22 protein-coding genes are annotated in these 24622 nt (G+C 64.7%); 19 read left to right on the forward strand and 3 right to left on the reverse strand.

Annotated features, from left to right (window positions below; translation table 11 throughout):
• Positions 1-142 precede the first annotated feature (142 nt).
• Together ACAW63_RS22465 and rlmM are read right to left on the reverse strand one after the other, a co-directional pair.
• Positions 143-1021 carry a MaoC family dehydratase gene (locus ACAW63_RS22465; RefSeq protein ID WP_371228976.1) on the reverse strand — a complete coding sequence of 293 codons (879 nt, stop codon included), beginning with the start codon at positions 1019-1021 and terminating at the stop codon, positions 143-145.
• A gap of 101 nt (positions 1022-1122) precedes the next feature.
• Positions 1123-2190 carry a 23S rRNA (cytidine(2498)-2'-O)-methyltransferase RlmM gene (gene rlmM / locus ACAW63_RS22470; RefSeq protein ID WP_371228978.1) on the reverse strand — a complete coding sequence of 356 codons (1068 nt, stop codon included), beginning with the start codon at positions 2188-2190 and terminating at the stop codon, positions 1123-1125.
• A gap of 315 nt (positions 2191-2505) precedes the next feature.
• On the opposite strand from rlmM, the gene acnA reads away from it, so the two are divergent.
• Complete coding sequence (acnA, locus tag ACAW63_RS22475; RefSeq protein ID WP_371228981.1) at positions 2506-5238, forward strand: aconitate hydratase AcnA; 2733 nt, start codon at positions 2506-2508, stop codon at positions 5236-5238.
• A 179-nt stretch (positions 5239-5417) separates the two neighbouring features.
• Positions 5418-6983, forward strand: a complete 1566-nt coding sequence (locus ACAW63_RS22480) for a methyl-accepting chemotaxis protein (protein WP_371228984.1) — start codon at positions 5418-5420, stop codon at positions 6981-6983.
• 50 nt (positions 6984-7033) lie between these two features.
• On the opposite strand, the gene ACAW63_RS22485 is transcribed toward ACAW63_RS22480, so the two are convergent.
• Positions 7034-7741 (reverse strand): alpha/beta family hydrolase, encoded by a 708-nt coding sequence (locus tag ACAW63_RS22485; RefSeq protein ID WP_371228987.1) that lies wholly within the window; start codon positions 7739-7741, stop codon positions 7034-7036.
• A gap of 120 nt (positions 7742-7861) precedes the next feature.
• On the opposite strand from ACAW63_RS22485, the gene ccoN (ACAW63_RS22490) reads away from it, so the two are divergent.
• From ccoN (ACAW63_RS22490) to ACAW63_RS22570, 17 genes are all read left to right on the forward strand, one after another.
• Entirely contained in the window at positions 7862-9286 is a 1425-nt protein-coding gene (gene ccoN / locus ACAW63_RS22490) for a cytochrome-c oxidase, cbb3-type subunit I (protein ID WP_371228990.1), read from the forward strand.
• A 10-nt stretch (positions 9287-9296) separates the two neighbouring features.
• Entirely contained in the window at positions 9297-9905 is a 609-nt protein-coding gene (ccoO, locus tag ACAW63_RS22495) for a cytochrome-c oxidase, cbb3-type subunit II (RefSeq protein WP_015477751.1), read from the forward strand.
• Between the two features lie 4 nt (positions 9906-9909).
• Positions 9910-10101: a cbb3-type cytochrome c oxidase subunit 3 gene (locus ACAW63_RS22500; RefSeq protein WP_275611194.1), complete on the forward strand. Its 192-nt coding sequence runs from the start codon at positions 9910-9912 to the stop codon at positions 10099-10101.
• Positions 10098-11021: a cytochrome-c oxidase, cbb3-type subunit III gene (gene ccoP / locus ACAW63_RS22505; RefSeq protein WP_275611193.1), complete on the forward strand. Its 924-nt coding sequence runs from the start codon at positions 10098-10100 to the stop codon at positions 11019-11021. Before ACAW63_RS22500 ends, ccoP (ACAW63_RS22505) begins: the two co-directional genes overlap by 4 nt.
• A gap of 335 nt (positions 11022-11356) precedes the next feature.
• A complete protein-coding gene (gene ccoN, locus ACAW63_RS22510) occupies positions 11357-12799 on the forward strand; it encodes a cytochrome-c oxidase, cbb3-type subunit I (protein WP_371228994.1) in 1443 nt (480 codons plus the stop codon).
• Complete coding sequence (ccoO, locus tag ACAW63_RS22515) at positions 12799-13407, forward strand: cytochrome-c oxidase, cbb3-type subunit II (protein WP_275611191.1); 609 nt, start codon at positions 12799-12801, stop codon at positions 13405-13407. Before ccoN (ACAW63_RS22510) ends, ccoO (ACAW63_RS22515) begins: the two co-directional genes overlap by 1 nt.
• Before the next feature lie 5 nt (positions 13408-13412).
• Positions 13413-13604 carry a cbb3-type cytochrome c oxidase subunit 3 gene (locus ACAW63_RS22520; RefSeq protein ID WP_275611190.1) on the forward strand — a complete coding sequence of 64 codons (192 nt, stop codon included), beginning with the start codon at positions 13413-13415 and terminating at the stop codon, positions 13602-13604.
• Positions 13601-14566, forward strand: coding sequence for a cytochrome-c oxidase, cbb3-type subunit III (gene ccoP / locus ACAW63_RS22525; RefSeq protein ID WP_275611189.1), 966 nt, complete (start codon positions 13601-13603; stop codon positions 14564-14566). Before ACAW63_RS22520 ends, ccoP (ACAW63_RS22525) begins: the two co-directional genes overlap by 4 nt.
• A 212-nt stretch (positions 14567-14778) precedes the next feature.
• Positions 14779-16194 (forward strand): cytochrome c oxidase accessory protein CcoG, encoded by a 1416-nt coding sequence (gene ccoG, locus ACAW63_RS22530; RefSeq protein ID WP_371228998.1) that lies wholly within the window; start codon positions 14779-14781, stop codon positions 16192-16194.
• 131 nt (positions 16195-16325) lie between these two features.
• A complete protein-coding gene (locus ACAW63_RS22535) occupies positions 16326-16871 on the forward strand; it encodes a FixH family protein (protein WP_275611187.1) in 546 nt (181 codons plus the stop codon).
• Complete coding sequence (locus ACAW63_RS22540) at positions 16868-19345, forward strand: heavy metal translocating P-type ATPase (RefSeq protein ID WP_371229002.1); 2478 nt, start codon at positions 16868-16870, stop codon at positions 19343-19345. Before ACAW63_RS22535 ends, ACAW63_RS22540 begins: the two co-directional genes overlap by 4 nt.
• 1 nt (position 19346) lies before the next feature.
• Positions 19347-19568 carry a cbb3-type cytochrome oxidase assembly protein CcoS gene (gene ccoS, locus ACAW63_RS22545; RefSeq protein ID WP_371229004.1) on the forward strand — a complete coding sequence of 74 codons (222 nt, stop codon included), beginning with the start codon at positions 19347-19349 and terminating at the stop codon, positions 19566-19568.
• A complete protein-coding gene (locus ACAW63_RS22550) occupies positions 19561-20286 on the forward strand; it encodes a sulfite exporter TauE/SafE family protein (RefSeq protein ID WP_371229007.1) in 726 nt (241 codons plus the stop codon). Before ccoS ends, ACAW63_RS22550 begins: the two co-directional genes overlap by 8 nt.
• A 72-nt stretch (positions 20287-20358) precedes the next feature.
• The gene (gene hemN, locus ACAW63_RS22555; RefSeq protein ID WP_371229009.1) at positions 20359-21741 is read left to right on the forward strand and encodes an oxygen-independent coproporphyrinogen III oxidase; all 1383 of its coding nucleotides are present in this window, start codon (positions 20359-20361) and stop codon (positions 21739-21741) included.
• Between the two features lie 253 nt (positions 21742-21994).
• Positions 21995-22729, forward strand: coding sequence for a transcriptional regulator Anr (anr, locus tag ACAW63_RS22560; RefSeq protein ID WP_015477764.1), 735 nt, complete (start codon positions 21995-21997; stop codon positions 22727-22729).
• 115 nt (positions 22730-22844) lie between these two features.
• Complete coding sequence (locus ACAW63_RS22565; RefSeq protein ID WP_371229011.1) at positions 22845-23393, forward strand: adenine phosphoribosyltransferase; 549 nt, start codon at positions 22845-22847, stop codon at positions 23391-23393.
• Positions 23394-23665: 272 nt separating this feature from the next.
• The gene (locus tag ACAW63_RS22570; protein ID WP_371229013.1) at positions 23666-24496 is read left to right on the forward strand and encodes a metal-dependent hydrolase; all 831 of its coding nucleotides are present in this window, start codon (positions 23666-23668) and stop codon (positions 24494-24496) included.
• Positions 24497-24622: the final 126 nt, after the last annotated feature.

The following is a 24622-nucleotide window of genomic DNA, read 5'->3' on the forward strand; positions in this document are numbered from 1 at the left end:
GCTCGACGTTATACGCCGATTGGCCTCGATCTCCGGGCACTCCGGATTCGGCCCTGGCGCCAGCGACGAAGCGAGGTGAATCGGCGTACAACCGCGAACGGTTGTACGCCCTACGAACGGACTTCGGAGCTAACCGGGAAGATCAACGCAACGGACCGTCCGGCGCCTCGTCCAGCTGCGCCAGCAGCATCGGCTCGCCATCCCCCTCGGCTGGCAGCAGCGCCCACTGCTCCTTCTTGCCCAGCCGGCGGTAGCTCTGCTTCACCTGGCTGCCCAGCGGCAACGGCGCCTTGAAGTGCGCATCCAGGCGCACGTTCTCGGCCAGACGACGGCCCGTCAGGCTGCGCGCCAGGCCCCACATGCCGTGGGCGAAAGGTTTGCCGAAACCGTAGTGGGAGGCCATCAGGCGCGACAGGTGCAGGGGGTTGAAGTCACCGCTCAGGCCGGCATAGCGCCAGCCGACGATCTTCGGTACGCGCCACTGCACGCCTGCGTGGACCGGTGCGTCCAGGGTGTGCCACTGGGCCCGCTCCGGCAGCGGGTCGGGCTCGGCTCCGGGCTCGAGGAAATCGCCTCGACGCAGGTAGGTGGTGATCGACTGCCAGTAGAGCATGTCGTGATGCCACGCCTCGGTGAGCACGTCCACTTCCAGCCCCAATGCGCTGCGTCGGCTGGTGAGAATGCGGCAGTCGAACTGCAGCGGTTCGTGCTCGTCGAGCATCCGGTAGCGCTGGATATGGCTGCGCAGGTGGATGAGCCCGAGCACCGAGAGCGGCATGCGCGAGCGGCTGAGCAGGCGCAGGTGCAACGGCAGGCTGATCACCTGCGGATAGAGCAACGGCACGCCCAGCGCCGGGTCGAGGCCGAAGTGCTGGCGGTAGGCACGCAGGTGGCGCCGGTCGAATTGCAGGGTGCGGCTGTCCATCGCCAGGTAGGGAACACGCTCGCCCTGGCCCAGGCCACGGCGCGGCAGCAACATGCGGCTGTAACTGCCCAGCAGGGAGGGCAACTTTCGCTTCACGAAGGTCTCCGGAGGATCTCGCGCCGCACAGCATGGGCCAATGCGGCGCGCCGCGACAAGTCACCGAAGGTCGGGTGGCGCGGCCTGACAGCTCCGGGTCGTCAGCGCTCGCCCTTCTCCAGGCGGCGCAGGTGGCAGGTCACTTCCTCGCGGTCGTGGTAGAGCTGCTTGCAGCCGACCTGCACCTTCAGGCCGCGCTCGCGGAAGGACTCGTGCAGGCGGTCGAGAATGCGCCGCACCTCGGCATAGCGCTGCTTCATCGGCAGCTTGAGGTTGACGATGGCCTCGCGGCACAACCCCTCGCCGATCCAGGTTTCCATCATGGCGCCGGTGCGCGCCGGCTTCTCGACGATGTCGCAGACCATCCAGTCCATGCGCTGGCGTGGGCGGAAGGCATAGCCGTCGACGCGCTGGTGCTCGACCAGCCCGGAGTACATCAGGTTCTCCGCCATCGGCCCGTTGTCCACGGCGACCACGCGCATTTCGCGGTTCACCAGTTGCCAGGTCCAGCCGCCGGGCGATGCCCCCAGGTCCACGGCGAGCATGTCCGGCGCCAGGCGGCGGTCCCAGTCGGCGCGCGGAATGAAGTGGTGCCAGGCCTCCTCCAGCTTGAGGGTCGAACGGCTGGGCGCCTCGCGGGGGAACTTCAGGCGCGGGATGCCCATCGGCCACATGGCACAGTTGCGCGACTCGGCCAGGCCGATGAAGGCTTCGCGGCCGGAGCGGAAAGTCAGCAGCAGACGCGGCAGGCTCGGGTCGTCCACCAGCTTGCCAGCCTTGACCAGGGCGGCGCGCAGGGGTTTCTCGAACTTGCGGCAGAAGGTCGAAAGCTCCTTGCCGTCGTTGGTGTCGAATACTTCCAGCCAGAGGCTGCCGCACGCCGGGAAACCCTCCAGCGCCTCGAGGATTGCGCCGATGCGGTCCTGCTCCGGCAACGCGGTGAAGCCGGTACCGCGCGCCCACTGGCGCGGGAAGATCAGCTCGGAGAAGCGCAGCTGGCGCATCAGGCGCTCGGCGCCGTCGGCATCCTGGCAGACGAATTCGGCGTAGGCGGTGGACGGCCTGGCCCGTGCGTACCCTGGGATTTCCAGGCGCGCGGCGTGCTCGGACAGCTCGGCGCAGACCTCGTTTTCGAAGCCCGGACGGCAGTGCAGTAACAGGGTATTCATCGGGGTGTCTCCTCGACCGCGCACTATAGAGGCTGCCCGCGACGGTTTCATTCAGATTCGCAGGAATATTCCGGTAACGATCTTCACTTAGCAGGAACCCCCAAGCCGCGCGACCGGTCCAGAACAGATGGCAAGACCCCGCACAGCGGTCTAGCTTGAGTGTTCTGGTGCAGCGCCTGCCGTCTGGCGAAGCGCTCGCCCTGCATGGCGGAGATCGATGCCAATCGCGACTTTTCTGCGTTGGATCAGGGTGCTTTACCCGACCTTCGCCAAGTATCGGCAGCACGCTGCCGATCCAAGCCTGAGGAGAATGTCATGCCCGCAGTGGATAGCCTGAACAGCCTGCGCACCCTGGAGGTCGCCGGCAAGACCTATCACTACTACAGCCTGCCCGAAGCGGCGAAGAGCCTGGGAGACCTGGGCAAGCTGCCGATGTCCCTGAAGGTCCTGCTGGAAAACCTGTTGCGCTGGGAAGACGACAACACCGTCACCGGCGACGACCTGAAGGCGCTGGCCGGCTGGCTGAGGACCCGCAGCTCCGACCGCGAGATCCAGTACCGTCCCGCCCGCGTGCTGATGCAGGATTTCACCGGCGTGCCGGCGGTGGTCGACCTGGCCGCCATGCGCGACGCCATGGCCAGGGCCGGCGGCGACCCGCAGAAGATCAACCCGCTCTCCCCCGTCGACCTGGTCATCGACCACTCGGTGATGGTCGACAAGTTCGCCAGCCAGGCCGCCTTCGCCCAGAACGTCGAGATCGAGATGCAGCGCAACGGCGAGCGCTACGCCTTCCTGCGCTGGGGACAGAACGCCTTCGACAACTTCCGCGTGGTGCCGCCGGGCACCGGCATCTGCCACCAGGTCAACCTGGAGTACCTGGGGCGCACCGTATGGACCAAGGATGAGGACGGCCGCACCTACGCCTTCCCCGACACCCTGGTCGGTACCGACTCGCACACCACCATGATCAACGGCCTCGGCGTGCTCGGCTGGGGCGTGGGCGGCATCGAGGCGGAAGCGGCCATGCTTGGCCAGCCGGTGTCGATGCTGATTCCCGAGGTGATCGGCTTCAGGCTCACCGGCAAGCTGAAGGAAGGCATCACCGCCACCGACCTGGTGCTGACGGTCACCCAGATGCTGCGCAAGAAGGGTGTGGTCGGAAAGTTCGTCGAGTTCTACGGCGACGGCCTGGCGGACCTGCCCCTGGCCGACCGCGCCACCATCGCCAACATGGCCCCGGAATACGGCGCCACCTGCGGCTTCTTCCCGGTGGACGAGATCACCCTGGGCTACCTGCGCCTGTCGGGCCGCCCGGATGACGTGGTCAAGCTGGTGGAGGCCTACTGCAAGGCCCAGGGTCTGTGGCGCGAAAAAGGCCACGAGCCGGTGTTCACCGACAGCCTGCAACTGGACATGGGCGACGTCGAGGCCAGCCTGGCCGGCCCGAAACGCCCGCAGGACCGCGTCGCCCTCGGCCACGTCAGCCAGGCCTTCGACGACTTCCTCGGCCTGCAGATCAAACCCTCCTCCACCGAGGAAGGCCGGCTGCTCAGCGAAGGCGGCGGTGGTGCGGCCGTAGGCGCCGTCGCCTCGACGGGCGAAGCGGACTACCAGCATGACGGCCAGACCCATCGGCTGAAGAACGGGGCGGTGGTGATCGCCGCCATCACCTCCTGCACCAACACCTCCAATCCCAGCGTGATGATGGCCGCCGGCCTGCTGGCGAAGAAGGCGCTGGAAAAGGGCCTGCAGCGCAAACCCTGGGTGAAGAGCTCGCTGGCGCCAGGCTCCAAGGTGGTCACCGACTACTTCCGCGCCGCCGGACTGACCCGCTACCTGGACGAGCTGGGCTTCGACCTGGTGGGCTATGGCTGCACCACCTGCATCGGCAACTCCGGCCCGCTGCTGGAACCCATCGAGAAAGCCATCCAGCAGGCCGACCTGACCGTCGCTTCGGTACTCTCGGGCAACCGCAACTTCGAGGGCCGTGTGCACCCGCTGGTGAAGACCAACTGGCTGGCCTCGCCGCCGCTGGTGGTGGCCTATGCCCTGGCCGGCACCGTACGCACCGACCTGACCAAGGACCCACTGGGCACCGGCAAGGACGGCAAGCCGGTCTATCTGAAGGACATCTGGCCGACCCAGCAGGAAATTGCCGAAGCCATTCAGAAGGTCGACACGGCGATGTTCCACAAGGAGTACGCCGAAGTCTTCCAGGGCGATGAGAAATGGCGTGCGATCAAGGTGCCGGACGCCAAGACCTACACCTGGCAGGACGATTCCACCTACATCCAGCACCCGCCCTTCTTCGAGCACATCGCCGAGGCGCCACCGAAGGTCGAGGACATCCAGAACGCCCGTATCCTCGCTGTGCTGGGCGACTCGGTGACCACCGACCACATCTCCCCCGCCGGCAACATCAAGAAGGACAGCCCGGCCGGCCGCTACCTCAGCGAGCACGGTGTGGCCTACGCCGATTTCAACTCCTACGGATCCCGGCGTGGGAACCACGAGGTGATGATGCGTGGCACTTTCGCCAACATCCGCATCAAGAACGAGATGCTCGGCGGCGAGGAAGGCGGCAACACGCTCTACGTTCCCAGCGGCGACAAGCTGGCGATCTACGACGCCGCCATGCGCTACCAGCAGGACGGCACGCCGCTGGTCATCGTGGCCGGCAAGGAATACGGCACCGGCTCCTCCCGCGACTGGGCGGCCAAAGGCACCAACCTGCTGGGGGTGAAAGCGGTGATCGCAGAGAGCTTCGAGCGTATCCACCGTTCCAACCTGGTGGGCATGGGCGTGCTGCCGCTGCAGTTCAAGGACGGCCAGGATCGCCAGTTGCTGAAGCTGACCGGCAAGGAGGTGCTGAGCATCAGCGGACTGTCCGGTGAACTGAAGCCGCACATGAACCTCAAGGTCGGCGTGACGCGCGAGGACGGCAGCCAGGACAGCTTCGAGGTGCTTTGCCGCATCGACACCCAGAACGAGGTCGAGTACTTCAAGGCCGGCGGCATCCTGCACTACGTGCTGCGCAGCCTGATCTGAACCTCCACCGCGGCGGCCCGCAACGGGCCGCCCGCGACTTTTGCAGGATTCCGCGACTGATGGCACCCAGCCATCATCCAGTGCTGCTCTGACTTTTTTCTGAAACAAGCATCAACTTGCCGGTCCGGCGGCCGATAACCTGACCAAGCGATTCGCTTCTGCTGTGGAATTCTCCTCACATGCGTAACAACCAGCCGATCACCCAGCGTGAACGCACCTTCCCCGCTGACCAACGACTGATCTCCACTACCAATGCGCGCGGCGTGATTACCTACGCCAACGACGCCTTCATCGACATCAGCGGCTTCGCGCGCGAAGAACTGGTCGGCGCACCGCACAACCTGGTGCGCCATCCGGACGTACCGCCGGCGGTGTTCGAGCACATGTGGATCACCCTGAAGAAGGGCCGCCCGTGGATGGGCATCGTCAAGAACCGCTGCAAGAGCGGCGATCACTATTGGGTCAGTGCCTACGTCACGCCGATCTTCGAACGCAACGAGATCGTCGGCTACGAATCGGTGCGGGTGAAACCCACCGCCGAACAGGTTCGCCGCGCCGAGGCGCTGTACGCGCGGATCAACGCCGGCAAGCCGGCCATCCCGGCCCGCGACCGCTGGCTGCCGGTGCTGCTGGACTGGCTGCCGTTCATCCTGATCGGCCAGATCGCCTTCATGATCGGCGTCTGGCTGGATTCCCACTGGGGCTTCCTGCTTGCGGCGCTGCTCTCGATTCCGCTGGGCCTGATCGGTCTGAGCTGGCAACAACGCGGCCTGAAACGCCTGCTGCAACTGGCCGAACAGACCACCTCCGACCCGCTGATCGCGCAGATGTACACCGACAGCCGTGGCGCCCAGGCACGCCTGGAAATGTCCATCCTCAGCCAGGAAGCACGCCTCAAGACCTGTCTGACCCGACTGCAGGACACCGCCGAATCCCTGACCGACCAGGCCCGCGAGGCCGACACCCTGGCGCATCACAGCTCCGCCGGACTGGATCGCCAGCGCCAGGAAACCGAGCAAGTGGCCACGGCGGTCAACCAGATGGCCGCCACCACCCAGGAAGTGGCCGACAACGTCCAGCGCACCGCCGACGCCACCCGCCAGGCCAACGACCTGACCAGCCAGGGCCGACTGATTGCCGCGGAAACCCGCGAGGCCATGCAGCGCCTGTCCACCTCGGTGGGCGAAACCGGTGAAGCGGTCAGCCAGCTCGCCCGTGACAGCGACGAGATCGGTGGTGTGGTGGACGTGATCAAGGGCATCGCCGACCAGACCAACCTGCTGGCGCTCAACGCCGCCATCGAGGCCGCCCGTGCCGGGGAAATGGGCCGCGGGTTCGCCGTGGTGGCCGACGAGGTCCGTTCGCTGGCCCAGCGCACCGCCGAGTCCACCGAGCAGATCCACCAACTGATCGCCAACCTGCAGAACACCGCCACCGAGGCCGTGCGCGCCATGGAAGCCGGTCGCCGTCAGGCCGACGAAGGCGTGGAGCGGGTATTGCGTGCCGACAATGCGCTGGTGGGCATCAGCGATGCGGTGGCCAACATCACCGAGATGACCACCCAGATCGCCGCCGCCGCGGAAGAACAGAGCGCCGTGGCCGAGGAGATCAACCGCAACATCAGCACCATCGCCGACCTGGCCGACCAGACCTCCGGCGAAGCCCAGCGCACCGCGCAGCTCAGCGAGGAGCTGACCCAGACCGCCCATCGCCAGTACTCGCTGGTGGAGCGGTTCAACCGCTGAAGCGCAATGGCCTGAATGAAAAAGCCCGTCCTTGAGACGGGCTTTTTCATTCAGGCGGGCAGATTCCGCAGGAATTCGGCAACGGACTCCGCCGTCGTCTCCAGGTGCTGCTCATGGGTCAGCCCGGAGGCCTTGAGCGGCTTGAGATCGTGGTCGGCAGCCGCCAGCCAGCGCAATTGAATAGCCGCTGACAAGGCGTAGCCCTCGACCGTGGGGCGGTCACCCAGCGCATCGCGCTCGCCCTGGACGATCAGGGTCGGCGTTTTCAATTCGGCCAGGTGCCCAACGCGCGGTTTCTCCGGCTTGCCGACGGCGTAGAAGGGATAGCCGAGGCAGACCAGGGCGTCAGCGCCCAATTCGTCCGCCAGCAGGCTGGCCATGCGCCCGCCCATGGACTTGCCGCCGATGGCCAGCTTGCCGGGCACCTCGGAACGCACCTGCGCATACACCGCGCGCCAGCACTCCAGCAGCTGCTTCTGCGGACTCGGTGGACGCCGACGGCCGTCCTCGCGGCGCATCTCCATGTAGGGAAATTCGAAGCGCAGTACGGCGATGCCATGCTTGGCCAGGCGCTGAGCAATGTCGTTCATGAACGGGCTGTCCATCGGCGCACCAGCACCATGGGCGAGAACCAGCGTAGTGGACAGTTCACCGCATGCAGGGTTCCGCAGCAGCGACAAAGCACCGCAGGCCAGAGCTTTCTGGGTTTCTGACGGCAATTGATCAGAATCAATATTCCGCGAGGGGCCTTTATCCATCCTTCACTCCGCTAATTCCGAATTAGTACCTATCCCAAGGGGGAGGGGCGGCATACGCCGTAAGCCGTAAAAAACCTGCCGGGATGGGCATAGCCCATAACCGTGGATGGAAGCCCATAAATGAGCACAACCAATCAGACCGCTTATAACTATAAGGTGGTCCGCCAGTTCGCCATTATGACAGTGGTCTGGGGGATCGTCGGCATGGCCGTCGGTGTCCTGATCGCCGCGCAACTGGTGTGGCCCGAACTCAACCTCGGCCTACCCTGGACCAGCTTCGGACGCCTGCGCCCGCTGCACACCAACGCCGTGATCTTCGCCTTCGGCGGCTGCGCACTGTTCGCCACCAGCTATTACGCCGTACAGCGCACCTGCCAGACCCGCCTGTTCTCGGATGCCCTCGCCTCCTTCACCTTCTGGGGTTGGCAGCTGGTGATCCTGCTGGCCGCGATCACCCTGCCGCTGGGCCTGACCTCCTCCAAGGAGTACGCCGAACTGGAATGGCCGATCGACATCCTGATCACCATCGTCTGGGTCAGCTACGCGATCGTCTTCTTCGGCACCCTGATCAAGCGCAAGACCAAGCACATCTATGTGGGCAACTGGTTCTTCGGCGGCTTCATCCTGACCGTGGCCCTGCTGCACGTGGTCAACAACATGGAAATCCCGGTCAGCCTGACCAAGTCCTACTCGCTGTACTCGGGCGCCACCGACGCGATGATCCAGTGGTGGTACGGCCACAACGCCGTGGGCTTCTTCCTGACCGCCGGCTTCCTGGGGATGATGTACTACTTCGTTCCCAAGCAGGCTGAACGTCCGGTCTATTCCTATCGCCTGTCCATCGTGCACTTCTGGGCACTGATCGCCGTCTACATCTGGGCCGGCCCGCACCACCTGCACTACACCGCGCTGCCGGACTGGGCGCAGTCGCTGGGCATGGTGATGTCGCTGATCCTGCTGGCGCCGAGCTGGGGCGGCATGATCAACGGCATGATGACCCTATCCGGTGCCTGGCATAAGTTGCGCACCGACCCGATCCTGCGCTTCCTGGTGGTTTCCCTGGCCTTCTACGGCATGTCCACCTTCGAAGGCCCGATGATGGCCATCAAGACCGTCAACGCCCTCTCCCACTACACCGACTGGACCATCGGCCACGTGCACGCCGGCGCCCTGGGCTGGGTCGCCATGGTTTCCATCGGCTCCCTGTACCACATGATCCCGAAGGTCTTCGGCCGCGAACAGATGCACAGCGTGGGACTGATCAACACCCACTTCTGGCTGGCCACCATCGGCACCGTTCTGTACATCGCCTCCATGTGGGTCAACGGCATCACCCAGGGCCTGATGTGGCGCGCGGTCAATGCCGACGGCACCCTCACCTACTCCTTCGTCGAAGCCCTGGCCGCCGGCCACCCGGGCTACATCGTGCGGATGATCGGTGGCGCAGTGTTCCTGATGGGCATGCTGGTCATGGCCTACAACACCTGGCGCACCGTAGCGGCCGCCAAGCCGGCTGAAATGCAAGCCGCGGCACAGATGGCCTGAGGAGACCGACATGAAACACGAAGTACTCGAGAAGAACGTCGGCCTGCTGGCGCTGTGCATGGCGGTTGCCGTGAGCATTGGCGGCCTGACCCAGATCGTTCCGCTGTTCTTCCAGGACGTGACCAACACCCCGGTGGAGGGCATGAAGCCCTACACCGCCCTGCAACTGGAAGGCCGTGACGTGTACATCCGCGAAGGTTGCGTGGGCTGCCACTCGCAGATGATCCGCCCGTTCCGCGCCGAGACCGAGCGCTACGGCCACTACTCCGTGGCCGGCGAAAGCGTCTGGGACCACCCGTTCCTGTGGGGCTCCAAGCGTACCGGCCCGGACCTGGCCCGCGTCGGCGGCCGTTACTCCGACGACTGGCACCGTGCGCACCTGTACAACCCGCGCAACGTGGTGCCGGAGTCGAAGATGCCCGCCTACCCCTGGCTGGTCGAGAACAAGCTCGATGGCAAGGACACGGCGAAGAAGCTGGAAGTGATGCGCGTCATGGGCGTGCCCTACACGGACGACGACATCGCCGGCGCCAGCGACGCCGTCAAAGGGAAGACCGAAATGGACGCGGTGGTCGCGTACCTGCAGGTCCTCGGCACCTCCATCAAGAACAAGCGGTGACAGCATGGATATCGGGACCATTCGCGGCCTCGGCACCGTCATCGTGATGGTCGCCTTCGTCGGCGTTCTGCTCTGGGCCTACAGCGGCAAGCGCAAGCAGCGTTTCGACGACGACGCGCTGCTGCCTTTCGCGGATGACCCGGTCGCCAAGCGGCACGCTGAGCAAGAGCAAGCTTCTAGGAGCAACAACGCATGACTACCTTCTGGAGTCTGTACGTCACCGTACTAACAGTCGGCTCGCTGATCGCCCTGCTGTGGCTGGTCTTCGCCACCCGCAGCGGCCAGTCCGCGAACACCACCGACCAGACCATGGGCCACGCCTTCGACGGCATCGAGGAATACGACAATCCGCTGCCGAAATGGTGGTTCCTGCTGTTCGTCGGCACCATCGTGTTCGCCGCCGGCTACCTGGTGCTCTACCCGGGCCTGGGTAACTGGAAAGGCGTCCTGCCGGGCTACGACGGCGGCTGGACCCAAGACAAGCAATGGGAGCGTGAAGAAGCCCTGGCCAAGGAAAAATATGGCCCGATCTTCGCCAAATACGCTGCGATGCCCGTGGAAGAAGTCGCCAAGGACCCGCAAGCGCTGAAGATGGGCGAGCGCCTGTTCGCCACCTACTGCTCCATCTGCCATGGCTCCGACGCCAAGGGTGCGGTCGGCTTCCCGAACCTGACCGACGAAGACTGGCGCTGGGGCGGCGACGCCAAGAGCATCGAGACCACCATCCTTGGCGGCCGTCACGCGGCCATGCCGGCCTGGGGTGACGTGCTGGGCGACAAGGGCGTGCAGGACGTGGCCGCCTTCGTTACCGCCAAGCTGGACGGTCGCAAGCTGCCCGAAGGCGTGACCGAAGAGCAGGTCGACAATGGCGGCAAGGTCTTCGCCACCAACTGCGTCGCCTGCCACGGTCCGGAAGGCAAGGGCAATGCGCTGATGGGCGCCCCGAACCTGACTCACCCGGGCGCCTTCATCTACGGCTCCAGCTACGCGCAACTGCAGCAGACCATCCGCCACGGCCGCCAGGGCCAGATGCCGGCACAGGAGCAGTACCTGGGCAAGGACAAGGTGCACATCCTCGCGGCCTACATCTACAACATCTCAGGTCAAGCGAAGTAAATCCCCTCCTCCACTCGCGCCCTTCACCGGGCGCGAGTTTCTTCCCGCCCCTCGCGACGAAGTGTCGCACCCTCCCACCCCCCTTCCTTCACACCCTCAAAGTTCGCGTCTAAGCTGGTTTCCATTCGCAAACCTGCAATATGACTAACCTGACCCACTTCCCAGGTTGGTAGGGGCGACTCGAAACGAGCGGCGCACAACGGCCGAAGGCGCTCTGAAGCAGGCATCGAACCGGCCTTGGGCCCAGGCCTGGCGCGTTGCATTGCCTATCTGCTTTCTCCATACTTGCCGCCGTTTTTTTGTCCATAAATACTCAAAAACCGTGGAACCTTAGAATGAGCACAGCAATCAGTCCGACTGCTTATAACTATAAGGTCGTCCGCCAGTTCGCCATCATGACGGTGGTCTGGGGGATACTTGGAATGGGGCTCGGTGTTTACATCGCCTCACAGTTGGTTTGGCCCCAACTGAACCTGGACCTCCCCTGGACCAGTTTCGGGCGCCTGCGTCCGCTGCACACCAACCTGGTGATCTTCGCCTTCGGCGGCTGTGCTCTGTTCGCCACCTCCTACTACGTCGTACAGCGCACCTGTCAGACCCGTCTGGTTTCTGACAGCCTCGCGGCCTTCACCTTCTGGGGTTGGCAAGCCGTGATCGTGCTGGCCGGCATCACCCTGCCGCTGGGCTACACCTCCTCCAAGGAGTACGCCGAGCTGGAATGGCCGATCGACATCCTGCTGGCCATCGTCTGGGTCACCTACGCCGCGGTGTTCTTCGGCACCGTGATGAAGCGCAAGACCAAGCACATCTACGTGGGCAACTGGTTCTACGGCGCGTTCATCCTGGTAACCGCCATGCTGCACATCGTGAACAGCATGGAAATCCCGGTATCCGCCTTCAAGTCCTACTCGATGTACGCCGGCGCGACCGACGCGATGATCCAGTGGTGGTACGGCCACAACGCCGTGGGCTTCTTCCTGACCACCGGCTTCCTCGGCATGATGTACTACTTCGTTCCGAAGCAGGCCGAGCGTCCGATCTACTCCTACCGCCTGTCCATCGTGCACTTCTGGGCGCTGATCACCCTGTACATCTGGGCCGGTCCGCACCACCTGCACTACACCGCGCTGCCGGACTGGGCGCAGTCGCTGGGCATGGCGATGTCCCTGATCCTGCTGGCACCGAGCTGGGGCGGCATGATCAACGGCATGATGACCCTCTCGGGCGCCTGGCATAAGCTGCGCACCGATCCGATCCTGCGCTTCCTGGTGGTGTCCCTGGCCTTCTACGGCATGTCCACCTTCGAAGGCCCGATGATGGCCATCAAGACCGTCAACTCCCTGTCGCACTACACCGACTGGACCATCGGCCACGTACACGCCGGCGCTCTGGGCTGGGTGGCGATGATCTCCATCGGCTCCCTGTACCACCTGATTCCGAAGGTCTTCGGCCGCGAGCAGATGCACAGCGTGGGCCTGATCAACGCCCACTTCTGGCTGGCTACCATCGGTACCGTGCTGTACATCGCCTCGATGTGGGTCAACGGCATCACCCAGGGTCTGATGTGGCGTGCGGTCAACGCCGACGGCACCCTCACCTACTCCTTCGTGGAAGCCCTGCAGGCCAGCCACCCGGGCTTCATGGTCCGTGCGCTGGGCGGCGCCTTCTTCGCCTCCGGCATGCTGCTGATGGCCTACAACACCTTCCGTACCGTGCGCGGTTTCAAGCAGGCTGACGCCGACGCCGCCGCTCAGATTCCCGCTGTAGGAGCTCACTGATGAAGCACGAAGCAGTCGAGAAGAACATCGGCCTGCTGGCCTTCTTCATGGTCATCGCCGTGAGCGTTGGCGGTCTGACCCAGATCGTCCCGCTGTTCTTCCAGGACGTGACCAACAAGCCGGTGGAAGGCATGAAGCCGCGCACCGCACTTGAGCTCGAAGGCCGCGACATCTACATCCGCGAGGGCTGCGTAGGTTGCCACTCGCAGATGGTCCGTCCGTTCCGCGCCGAAACCGAGCGCTACGGCCACTACTCCGTCGCCGGCGAAAGCGTCTGGGACCACCCGTTCCTGTGGGGCTCCAAGCGTACCGGCCCGGACCTGGCCCGCGTCGGCGGCCGTTACTCCGACGACTGGCACCGTGCGCACCTGTACAACCCGCGCAACGTGGTGCCTGAGTCGAAGATGCCGTCCTACCCGTGGCTGGTCGAGAACAAGCTCGATGGCAAGGACACGGCGAAGAAGATGGAAGTCATGCGCTCCATGGGCGTGCCCTACACCGACGAAGACATCGCCGGCGCACGCGATGCCGTCAAGGGCAAGACCGAGATGGATGCTGTCGTCGCCTACCTGCAAGGCCTCGGCACCATCATCAAGAGCAAACGGTGACAGTGATGGATATCGGGACGATTCGCGGCATCGGCACCGTAGTAGTGATGGTCGCCTTCATTGGCGTACTGCTCTGGGCCTACAGCGGCAAGCGCAAGGGACGCTTCGACGAAGATGCCCTGCTGCCCTTCGCGGACGACCCGGTCGCCAAAAAGCACGTCGAGCAAGAGCAAGCTTCTAGGAGCAACAAAGAATGACAACCTTCTGGAGTCTGTACGTCACCGTACTTACCCTGGGCACCATCTTCGCCCTGGCGTGGCTGCTGTTCGCCACCCGCCGCGGCCAACGCAGCGAAGCCACCGACGAGACCGTCGGCCATGCCTTCGACGGCATCGAGGAGTATGACAACCCGCTGCCGAAGTGGTGGTTCATGCTGTTCGTCGCCACCTTCGTCTTCGCCCTCGCCTACCTCGCCCTGTACCCGGGCCTGGGTAACTGGAAAGGCCTGCTGCCGGGCTACCAGGACAAGAACGAGTTCGCCAATGGTCAGGCCGGCTGGACCGGCGTGCACCAGTGGGAAAAGGAAATGGCCAAGGCCGACGAGAAGTACGGCCCGCTGTACGCCAAGTTCGGCGCCATGCCGATCGAGGACGTGGCCAAGGACGAGCAGGCCCTGAAAATGGGTAACCGCCTGTTCGCTTCCAACTGCTCGGTCTGCCACGGCTCCGACGCCAAGGGCGCCCACGGTTTCCCGAACCTGACCGACGCCGACTGGCGCTGGGGCGGCGAGCCGAAGGACATCGTTGCCACCATCGAAGGCGGTCGCCACGCGGCCATGCCGGCCTGGGGCGAAGTCATCGGCGATGCCGGCGTTCATGACGTAGCTGCTTTCGTCACCACCAAGCTGGACGGCCGCAAGGCTCCCGAAGGCGTGACTGACGAGCAGGTGGCCAACGGTCAGAAGATCTTCCAGACCAACTGCGTGGCTTGCCACGGTCCGGAAGGCAAAGGCACCGCCGCCATGGGCGCGCCGAACCTGACCCACCCGGCCGCGTTCATCTACGGCTCGAGCTTCGCCCAGCTGCAGCAGACCATCCGCTACGGCCGCCAGGGCCAGATGCCGGCTCAGCTGGAGCGTCTGGGCAAGGACCAGGTGCACCTGCTGGCCGCCTACGTTTACAGCCTGTCCCATGGCGAAGGTGAGAAGAGCGCCGAATAAGCCTCCCCTCTCCTACTCCAAAGCAACACCCCAGCGGCGCCGGTTCCTACACCGGCGCCGCTCTATTTCTGGGTCCATAATTCATTGCGCGACCAACTGTCGCACCGTTAGGGCCCCCTCCACGCCGTATCATTGTTAGGCGTGCAAGCATATTTCTGACCCTGCTCGGCATGTATCGACAGGGCGCCCTCCCGCTGCCGTGGAATGCACTGATGAGCAAACAGATTCCCGTCCAAGACGTCACTCCGCCCGCCAAGGGCAAGGGTGAGAGCGTCGACCTCTATGCCTCTCGGGAAAAAATCTACACCCGAGCCTTCACCGGATTCTTCCGAAATCTCCGAATGGCTGGAGGCGCCTTCCTCTTCCTCCTCTACTTCGGCACCGTCTGGTTGACCTGGAATGGTCGCCAGGCAGTCCTCTGGGATCTGCCCGAACGCAAGTTCTACATCTTCGGCGCGACCTTCTGGCCGCAGGATTTCATCCTCCTTTCCGGCCTGCTGATCATTGCGGCCTTCGGCCTGTTCTTCATCACGGTATTCGCCGGCCGCGTCTGGTGCGGCTACACCTGCCCGCAGAGCGTGTGGACCTGGATATTCATGTGGTGCGAAAAAGTCACCGAGGGTGACCGCAACCAGCGCATGAAGCTCGACAAGGCCGACATGAGCAGCAACAAACTGCTGCGCAAGGCCGCCAAGCACAGCCTGTGGCTGCTGATCGGCCTGGTGACAGGCCTGACCTTCGTCGGTTACTTCGCCTCCATCCGCGAGCTGCTGCCGGACCTGGTGACCGGCCAAGCCGACGGCTGGGCCTACTTCTGGGTCGGCTTCTTCACCCTCGCCACCTACGGCAATGCCGGCTGGCTGCGCGAGCAGGTGTGCATCTACATGTGCCCCTACGCGCGCTTCCAGAGCGTGATGTTCGACAAGGACACCCTGATCGTCTCCTACGACCCGCGCCGCGGCGAGGCGCGCGGTCCGCGCAAGAAGAACATCGACTACAAGGCCCAGGGCCTGGGGGACTGCATCGACTGCACCATGTGCGTGCAGGTCTGCCCCACCGGCATCGACATCCGTGACGGCCTGCAGATCGAGTGCATCGGCTGCGCCGCCTGCATCGACGCCTGCGACAGCATCATGGACAAGATGGGCTATCCGCGCGGACTGATCAGCTACACCACCGAGCACAACCTGTCCGGGCAGAAGACCCACCTGGTGCGCCCGCGCCTGATCGGCTACGCCATCGCCCTGTGCCTGATGATCGGCCTGCTGATCACCGCCGTGGTCATTCGCCCGCTGGTGGGCTTCGACGTCAGCAAGGACCGCGTGCTCTACCGCGAGAACGCCGAAGGCCGGATCGAAAACGTGTACAGCCTGAAGATCATGAACAAGGATCAGAAGGACCACACCTACGTACTCGGCGCCAAGGGCCTGGACGGCCTGATCCTGGAAGGCAAGAAGGAAATCTCGGTGGCTGCCGGCGATATCGTCAGCATGCCGGTGGAACTCTCCATCGATCCGGAGAAGCTGCCCTCCACCACCAACGAGATCAGCTTCACCATCCAGTCGGTGGACGACCCGTCCATCAACAAGGAATCCTCCAGCCGCTTCATCGGCCCGCGCGTTCGTTGAACCGCAGCTGAACGAATTGGCACCCCATGTTGCACATGGGGTGCCAGTGCCGAGCGAAGCACGTAGAATCCGCCCGCCCCCGCAGCGGACAGACCGCGCCCTCGCGGGCCATTCCAGCGAGAGAAAAGAGAATGCAATCGGCCATGAAAACGCCCGTGGAACCCTGGTACAAGCACCTCTGGCCATGGATCATCATCGGCATGCTGGCCATCTCGGTGTTCCTCAGCCTGATGATGGTCAACATCGCGGTGAACAACCAGGATTCCCTGGTCAGCGACAACTACTACGAGGCCGGCAAGGGCATCAACCGCTCCCTGGACCGCGAGCACCTGGCGCAACAGCTCAAGCTGCAGGCGAAAATCAGCTTCGATGAACTGACCGGTGAAGTCGACCTGCGCCTTTCCGGCGCCAGCCACCCGGACAAGCTCACCCTCAACCTGCTCTCCCCCACCCTGGAAGCCCAGGACAAGCACCTCGACCTGCTGCCCAGCCCGGTCGAGCCCGGCCGCTACACCGGCAGCCTCGACGCGGCCGTCAAGGGCCGTCGCTTCGTCGAGCTGCTCGGCCAGGAAAACGGCCAGGCCTGGCGTCTGTTCGAAGAAGAGAAAGTCGCCCCCGGCGGTTCGTTCGTCCTTGGCGACGAACCCCTCAAGGGAGACGAAGCCGAGCGCCCATGAGCGCCCCGCTGCCCTGCTACCACTGCGCCCTGCCGGTTCCCGCCGGCAGCCGTTTCACGGCGCAGGTCCTTGGTGAAACCCGCGAATTCTGCTGCCCGGGCTGCCAGGCCGTGGCCGAAGCCATCGTCGCCGGCGGCCTGGAAGGCTACTACCGCCACCGTACCGAGGCGGCGCCCAATCCCGACGTACTGCCCGAGCAACTGAGCGACGAACTGAAGCTGTTCGACCGCCCCGACGTGCAGCAGCCCTTCGTTCGCCACGAAGGCGAGCTGGCGGAAACCACCCTGATCCTGGAAGGCATCAGTTGCGCCGCCTGCGGCTGGCTGATCGAGAAACACTTCAAGGGCCTGCCCGCCATCGCCGAGGCCGGCCTCAACCTGTCCAACCATCGCCTTCACGTGCGCTGGTCCGACAGCCAGATGCCCCTGAGCGCCCTGCTCGCCGAGCTGCGCAAGATCGGCTACGCCGCCCATCCCTACCAGCCCGACCGCGCCGCCGAGCAACTGCACGAAGAAAACCGCCGCTCCCTGCGCCAGCTGGGCGTCGCGGGCATGCTGTGGTTCCAGGCGATGATGGCAACCATGGCCACCTGGCCGGAATTCAACATCGACCTGAGCCCCGAACTGCACGAAATCCTGCGCTGGGTGGCGATGTTCCTCACCACACCGATCGTCTTCTACTCCTGCCAGCCGTTCTTCCGCGGCGCCCTGCGCGACCTGCGCACCCGCCACCTGACCATGGACGTCTCGGTCTCCCTGGCCATCGGCGGCGCTTACCTGGCCGGCATCTGGACCTCCATCACCGGCAGCGGAGACCTGTATTTCGACGCCGTCGGCATGTTCGCCCTGTTCCTGCTCTCCGGCCGCTACCTGGAGCGCCGCGCCCGCGAGCGCACCGCCGCCGCCACCGCGCAACTGGTCAACCTGCTGCCCGCCTCCTGCCTGCGTCTGGACAAGAACGGACAGAGCACCCGGGTACTGCTCAGCGAACTGAACGTCGGCGACCGCGTGCTGGTGCAGCCCGGCGCGGTGATTCCCGCCGACGGCCAGATCCTCGACGGCCAGTCCAGCGTCGACGAATCCCTGCTCACCGGCGAGTATCTGCCGCAGCCGCGCCAGGCCGGCGACAGCGTCACTGGCGGCACCCTGAACGTGGAAGGTCCGCTGACCGTGCAGATCAGCGCCCTGGGCAACGACAGCAGGCTCTCTGCCATCGTCCGCCTGCTGGAGCGCGCCCAGTCGGACAAGCCGCGCCTGGCCGAACTCGCCGACAAGGCCGCGCAATGGTTCCTCATCGCGCTGCTGGTGCTGGCCGCGGTGGTCGGCCTGTTCTGGTGGCAACACGACGCCTCCCGTGCCTTCTGGGTAGTGCTGGCGATGCTGGTGGCGACCTGCCCCTGCGCCCTCTCCCTGGCTACGCCCACCGCGCTCACCGCCGCCACCGGCAGCCTGCACAAACTCGGCCTGCTGCTGACCCGCGGCCATGTGCTGGAAGGCCTGAACCATATCGACACGGTGATCTTCGACAAGACCGGCACCCTCACCGAAGGCCGCCTTACCCTGCGCGCCGTGCGCCCACTGGGCGACCTCGACAGCGATACCTGCCTGGCCCTGGCGGCGGCGCTGGAGAACCGCTCCGAACACCCCATCGCCCGCGCCTTCGGCCGTGCGCCGCAGCCTGCCGAGAAGGTCGAAAGCCATCCGGGCCTGGGTCTGGAAGGTCAGGTTGGCCAACGCCGCCTGCGCATCGGCGAACCGTCCTTCGTCTGCGCCCTGAGCCACAGCGCGGCGCCGGCGCATCCGCAGGAACCCGGCCAGTGGCTGCTGCTCGGGGATGAGCGCGGCGCACTGGCCTGGCTGGTACTGGACGACCGCATCCGCGAAGACGCCTCCGCCCTCCTCGACGCCTGCCGCGCCCGTGGCTGGCGCACCTTGCTGCTCTCAGGCGACAGCTCGCCGATGGTCGGCCGGGTTGCCGCGGAACTGGGCATCGACGACTGCCGGGGCGGCCTGCGCCCCGACGACAAACTGGAAGTCCTGCGCCAGTTGCATCAGGAAGGCCGCCGCGTGCTGATGCTCGGCGACGGCGTGAACGACGTGCCGGTGCTGGCTGCCGCCGACATCAGCGTCGCCATGGGTTCCGCAACCGACCTGGCCAAGACCAGCGCCGACGCCGTGCTGCTGTCCAATCGACTGGAAAGCCTGGTGCAGGCCTTCAGCCTGGCGCGCCGCACCCGCCGGGTAATCATCGAGAACCTGGTCTGGGCAGGGTTGTACAATGGGCTCATGTTGCCCTTCGCCGCCCTCGGCTGGATCACGCCCGTGTGGGCGGCGGTAGGCATGTCGATCAGCTCGCTGACCGTGGTGCTCAACGCCCTGCGCCTGACCCGGCTGCCCAGGGCCGTCGACGCCCCCTCAGCGACCACCGCGCGCCCGGCCGTCCTGGAAACGAGCCAGGCGCTGCCACGGAGTTGAAATGCCCGCACTCTACGTCATGATCCCGATCGCCGTGCTGATCGTCGGCATCTGTATCTATATTTTCTTCTGGGCAGTGAACAGCGGCCAGTACGACGACATGGACAGTCCGGCCCATAGCATCCTGTTCGACGACGAAGACCCCAAGCACCAGGCCGGCATCGACGAAGCCGAAGGCGCCGCAGCCCCGGCAGAACAGCCGCAGGACAAGCGCGATGCCTGAGCTGGCGCCCCTGCTGGCATCGGCACTGATCCTCGGCCTGCTGGGCGGCGGTCACTGCCTGGGCATGTGTGGTGGCCTGATGGGCGCGCTGACCATGGCGATTCCGCCGGAGCAACGTGCGCGACGCCTGCGCCTGCTGCTGGCCTACAACCTCGGGCGCATCCTCAGCTACGCGTGCGCGGGGCTGCTGCTCGGTCTCGCCGGCTGGGCCATCGCTCGTACACCGTTCGCCTTTGCTCTGCGCGTCATCGCCGGGCTGCTGCTGATCGCCATGGGCCTGTACCTGGCCGGCTGGTGGAGCGGCCTGACCCGCATCGAAGCGCTCGGGCGCGGCCTGTGGAAGCACATCCAGCCCTTCGCCAGCCGCCTGCTGCCGGTCGCCACGGTTCCGCGCGCACTGCTGCTGGGCGCCCTGTGGGGCTGGTTGCCCTGCGGCCTGGTCTACAGCACCCTGCTGTGGGCCACCAGCCAGGGCTCGGCGGTGGACAGCGCGCTGCTGATGCTCGCCTTCGGCCTCGGCACCTGGCCGGTGCTGCTGGCCACGGGCCTGGCGGCGGAACGCATCACCGCCCTGCTGCGCAAACGCAGCGTGCGCATGGCCGGCGGCATCCTGGTCATCCTCTTCGGTCTCTGGACCCTGCCCGGCCCGCACCAGACATGGATCATGGGCCACGAAATGCACGCCAGCGCGAGCCATATGCACCACAAAGCCGCTTGATACAGGTCAACAGGCCACTGTCGGACTCTCCCTAGACTGCGCGGGAAAAGCTCGCCAACCGGGGACCTCGGCATGCTCGACAATATTCGCTGGGACGCAGATCTGATACGCCGCTACGATCTGTCCGGCCCGCGCTACACCTCCTATCCCACAGCCGTGCAGTTCCACGAAGGCGTCGGACCCTTCGATCTGCTGCACGCGCTGCGCGATAGCCAGAAGGCACAGCGCCCGCTCTCGCTCTACGTGCACATCCCGTTCTGCGCGAACATCTGCTATTACTGCGCCTGCAACAAGGTCATCACCAAGGACCGAGGCCGCAGCGCCCCTTACCTCGCCCGGCTGATCCGCGAGATCGAGATCGTCAGTCGTCACCTGGGCCGGGGGCAACAGGTCGAGCAACTGCACTTCGGCGGCGGTACCCCGACCTTCCTCAGCTCCGGCCAGTTGCGCGAGCTGATGAGCCAGTTGCGCACGCACTTCAACCTGCTGGACGACGACTCCGGCGACTACGGCATCGAGATCGACCCGCGCGAAGCCGACTGGTCGACCATGGGCCTGCTCCGCGAACTGGGCTTCAACCGCATCAGCCTCGGCGTGCAGGACTTCAACCTGGAAGTGCAGCAGGCCGTGAACCGCCTGCAGAGCCTCGACGAAACCCGCGCCATCATCGATGCAGCCCGCACCCTGCAGTACCGCTCGATCAACATCGACCTGATCTACGGCCTGCCCAAGCAGAACCCCGACAGCTTCTCCCACACCGTCGAACAGGTCATCGCCCTGCAACCCAACCGGCTGTCGGTGTTCAACTACGCGCACCTGCCGGAACGCTTCATGCCGCAACGCCGGATCAACGCCGACGACCTGCCCTCCCCCGGCCAGAAGCTGGAAATGCTCCAGCGCACCACCGAGCAGCTGGAAGCCGCCGGTTACCGCTACATCGGCATGGACCACTTCGCCCTGCCGGACGACGAGCTGTCCATGGCCCAGGAAGACGGCACCCTGCAACGCAACTTCCAGGGCTACACCACCCACGGTCATTGCGACCTGGTCGGGCTCGGCGTCTCGGCGATCAGCCAGATCGGCGACCTCTACAGCCAGAACAGCAGCGACATCGCCGACTACCAGAGCTCCCTGGACCAGAACCAGCTCGCCACCCGTCGCGGTTTGCACTGCAACAAGGACGACATCATCCGCCGCGCCGTGATCCAGCAGCTGATCTGCCACTTCCAGCTGGACTTCGACGAGATCGAGGAGCTCTACAACATCGATTTCCGTGGCTATTTCAACGAAATCTGGCCGGAGCTGGAGCGCTTCGCCACCGACGGCCTGATCAACCTCAGCCCGCGCGGCATCGATGTCAGCGCCTCGGGCCGGCTGCTGGTGCGCAGCCTCTGCATGCTGTTCGACCGCTACCTGCCGATGCAGAACCTGCAACGCTTCTCGCGAGTCATCTGACCCCTCCGGCAACGCGACAGACGGTCGAGGCCGACTGTCGCACCTATTGCAACAGGATATGTCGGCAGCCCAAATCCGAGGAAAGAGCCCTGATACGGCCCTTTTCGAACCGTTTCGAACCCTCCCGAATCCCGCTCCACTCCTCGCCTTCCCCGCCGAAACCGGCGATTCAGAGAGGCCGCCAACTGGCGTCGGATCCGCCGTCTGCGGTACCCTTGGTTTTTGTGTGCCTTCCCCACTCAAGGAACTCCCAATGGCCGAAACCATCAAAGTGCGCGCCCTCCCCCAAGCACACTGCAAGGATTGCAGCCTGGCGCCCCTTTGCCTGCCTCTGTCGCTGAACACCAACGACATGGACGCCCTGGATGAAATCGTCAAACGCGGCCGACCGCTGAAGAAAGGCGAATTCCTGTTCCGTCAGGGCGACGCTTTCGGCTCGGTCTTCGCGGTGCGTTCCGGCGCGCTGAAGACGTTCAGCATCACCGACGGCGGCGAGGAGCAGATCACCGGCTTCCACCTGCCCAGCGAGCTGGTCGGCCTGTCCGGCATGGATACCGAGAGCTACCCGGTCTCGGCCCAGGCCCTGGAAACCACGTCGGTCTGCGAGATTCCCTTCGAGCGCCTGGACGAACTGTCCGAGCAACTGCCGCAACTGCGCCGCCAGTTGCTGCGGGTGATGAGCCGCGAGATCCGCGACGACCAGCAGATGATGATGCTGCTGTCGAAGAAGACCGCCGACGAGCGCATCGCCACCTTCCTGGTGAACCTCTCCGCGCGTTTCCGCGCCCGTGGTTTCTCGGCCCAGCAGTTCCGCCTGGCCATGTCGCGCAACGAGATCGGCAACTACCTGGGCCTGGCGGTGGAAACCGTCTCCCGCGTGTTCACCCGCTTCCAGCAGAACGGCCTGATCGCGGCCGAAGGCAAGGAAGTGCACATCCTCGACTCCATCGAGCTGTGCGCATTAGCAGGGGGCCAGCTGGAAAGCTGACAGACACGAAAGCTGACCAATTGGTTGACTTTCCGGTCATCGAAAACGGGCTCGCCAACTGGCGGGCCCGTTATACTTTGGCCTCTGCAAAAACCGCATCAGGTGCCAATCCAGAATGATCCTCAACCAACTCGACCTGAAGTCCATGATCCGTGCCGTCCCCGACTTCCCCAAGCCGGGCGTGATCTTCCGTGACATCACCCCGCTGTTCCAGTCGCCGCGAGCCCTGCGCTTCGTCGCCGACAGTTTCATCCAGCGTTATGTCGAGGCCGAGCTCACCCACATCGGCGCCATGGACGCGCGTGGCTTCCTGATCGGCTCGATCATCGCCTACGAACTGAACAAGCCGCTGGTGCTGTTCCGCAAGCGTGGCAAGCTGCCGGCCGACGTGCTCTCCCAGGCCTACGAGACCGAGTACGGCGAAGCCCTGCTGGAAGTCCACGCCGACAGCCTGTGCGAAGGCGACAGCGTGCTGATCTTCGATGACCTGATCGCCACCGGCGGCACCCTGCTGGCTGCCGCGCAGCTGGTTCGCCGCATGGGCGCCAGCGTGTTCGAGGCCGCCGCGATCATCGACCTGCCGGAACTGGGCGGCTCGGCCAAACTGTCCGACGCACAGATTCCCACCTACAGCCTGACCGCCTTCTCCCTCGACGAACGCTGACCGGCGCTGCAATCTCCAGACAACGGGCGCTTCGGCGCCCGTTGTCGTTTCTGCCCCATCCTAAGGCTGGTCGTGGCCCGTTTGGCCTGATCCGACCCACCCATGACCGGATATGACCTGGCGATTGTCCGACAAGACTCCGAACATGACATCAGCTAATGACACATTCCGAGGTGGCATAGCGAACTAACGACAGGGCTTGCCCGGGTGAGCGCGCCTACCACGCGCCACGGTCCCGCATACCAAGCTCGCACAACAACAAGGAGTTAGTCATGAACGCCAGTACCACGCCGATCCGCGCCAACTTCCCAGTCCGCCGCATGGACTTCAGCTTCAGCGAAACGCCGAAATACTGGTGGGACGGGCAACCTTTCATGACCCACTTCATGAACAACCTGTCCTCGCTGTTCCCCTATGGCGAGAAGTTCTTCGTCGACAGCGTGCGTGCGGTACGCGAACGCATCCAGGACCCGCAGCTGCAGAAGGACGTCAGCGCCTTCATCGGCCAGGAAGCCATGCACTCCAAGGAACACGCGGCCTACAACGAGTATGCCGACGAACACGGCATCGACCTGGAAACCCTGGAGCTGCGCATCAAGGTGCTGCTCGAATCGATCAGCAAGGTCACTACCAAGAAGCACCAGCTGGCGATTACCTGCGCCCTGGAGCACTTCACCGCGTCCATGGCCGAGCAGTTGCTCAAGCGCGACGACCTGAGCAGCCAGATGAAGTCGGACAAGATGTACAAGCTGTGGATGTGGCACGCCGTCGAGGAAAACGAGCACAAGGCGGTGGCCTATGACGTCTACCAGCAGGTGTACGGCGGCTACTTCACCCGCACTGCAGTGATGTTGCTGACCACCGTGATCTTCTTCAGCGTCATCGCCGGCTTCCAGATCAACCTGCTGCGCCGTGACGGCCAGCTGTTCAACTGGCGCAGCTGGAAGCATGGCCTGGGCGTACTGCTGCACCCGCGCCGCGGCTATTTCGTCAACCTGGTCCGTCCCTGGCTGGACTACTTCCGCCCCGGCTTCCACCCCTTCGATCACGACACCAAGGCGCTGGAAACCCGCTGGAAGGAAACCCTGGATTTTGCCGGCTGAATTCCCGCGTGAATGAAAACGCCAGGCAATCGCCTGGCGTCTTCCCCATCGTCCAGAATGACGGTTTCTGTAGGAGCGAGCTTGCTCGCGAACGGACGCCGCTCCGGTGCCGAGAGGTTCGCGAGC

The organism is Pseudomonas sp. QE6, from assembly GCF_041379005.1.
GTDB lineage: Bacteria > Pseudomonadota > Gammaproteobacteria > Pseudomonadales > Pseudomonadaceae > Pseudomonas.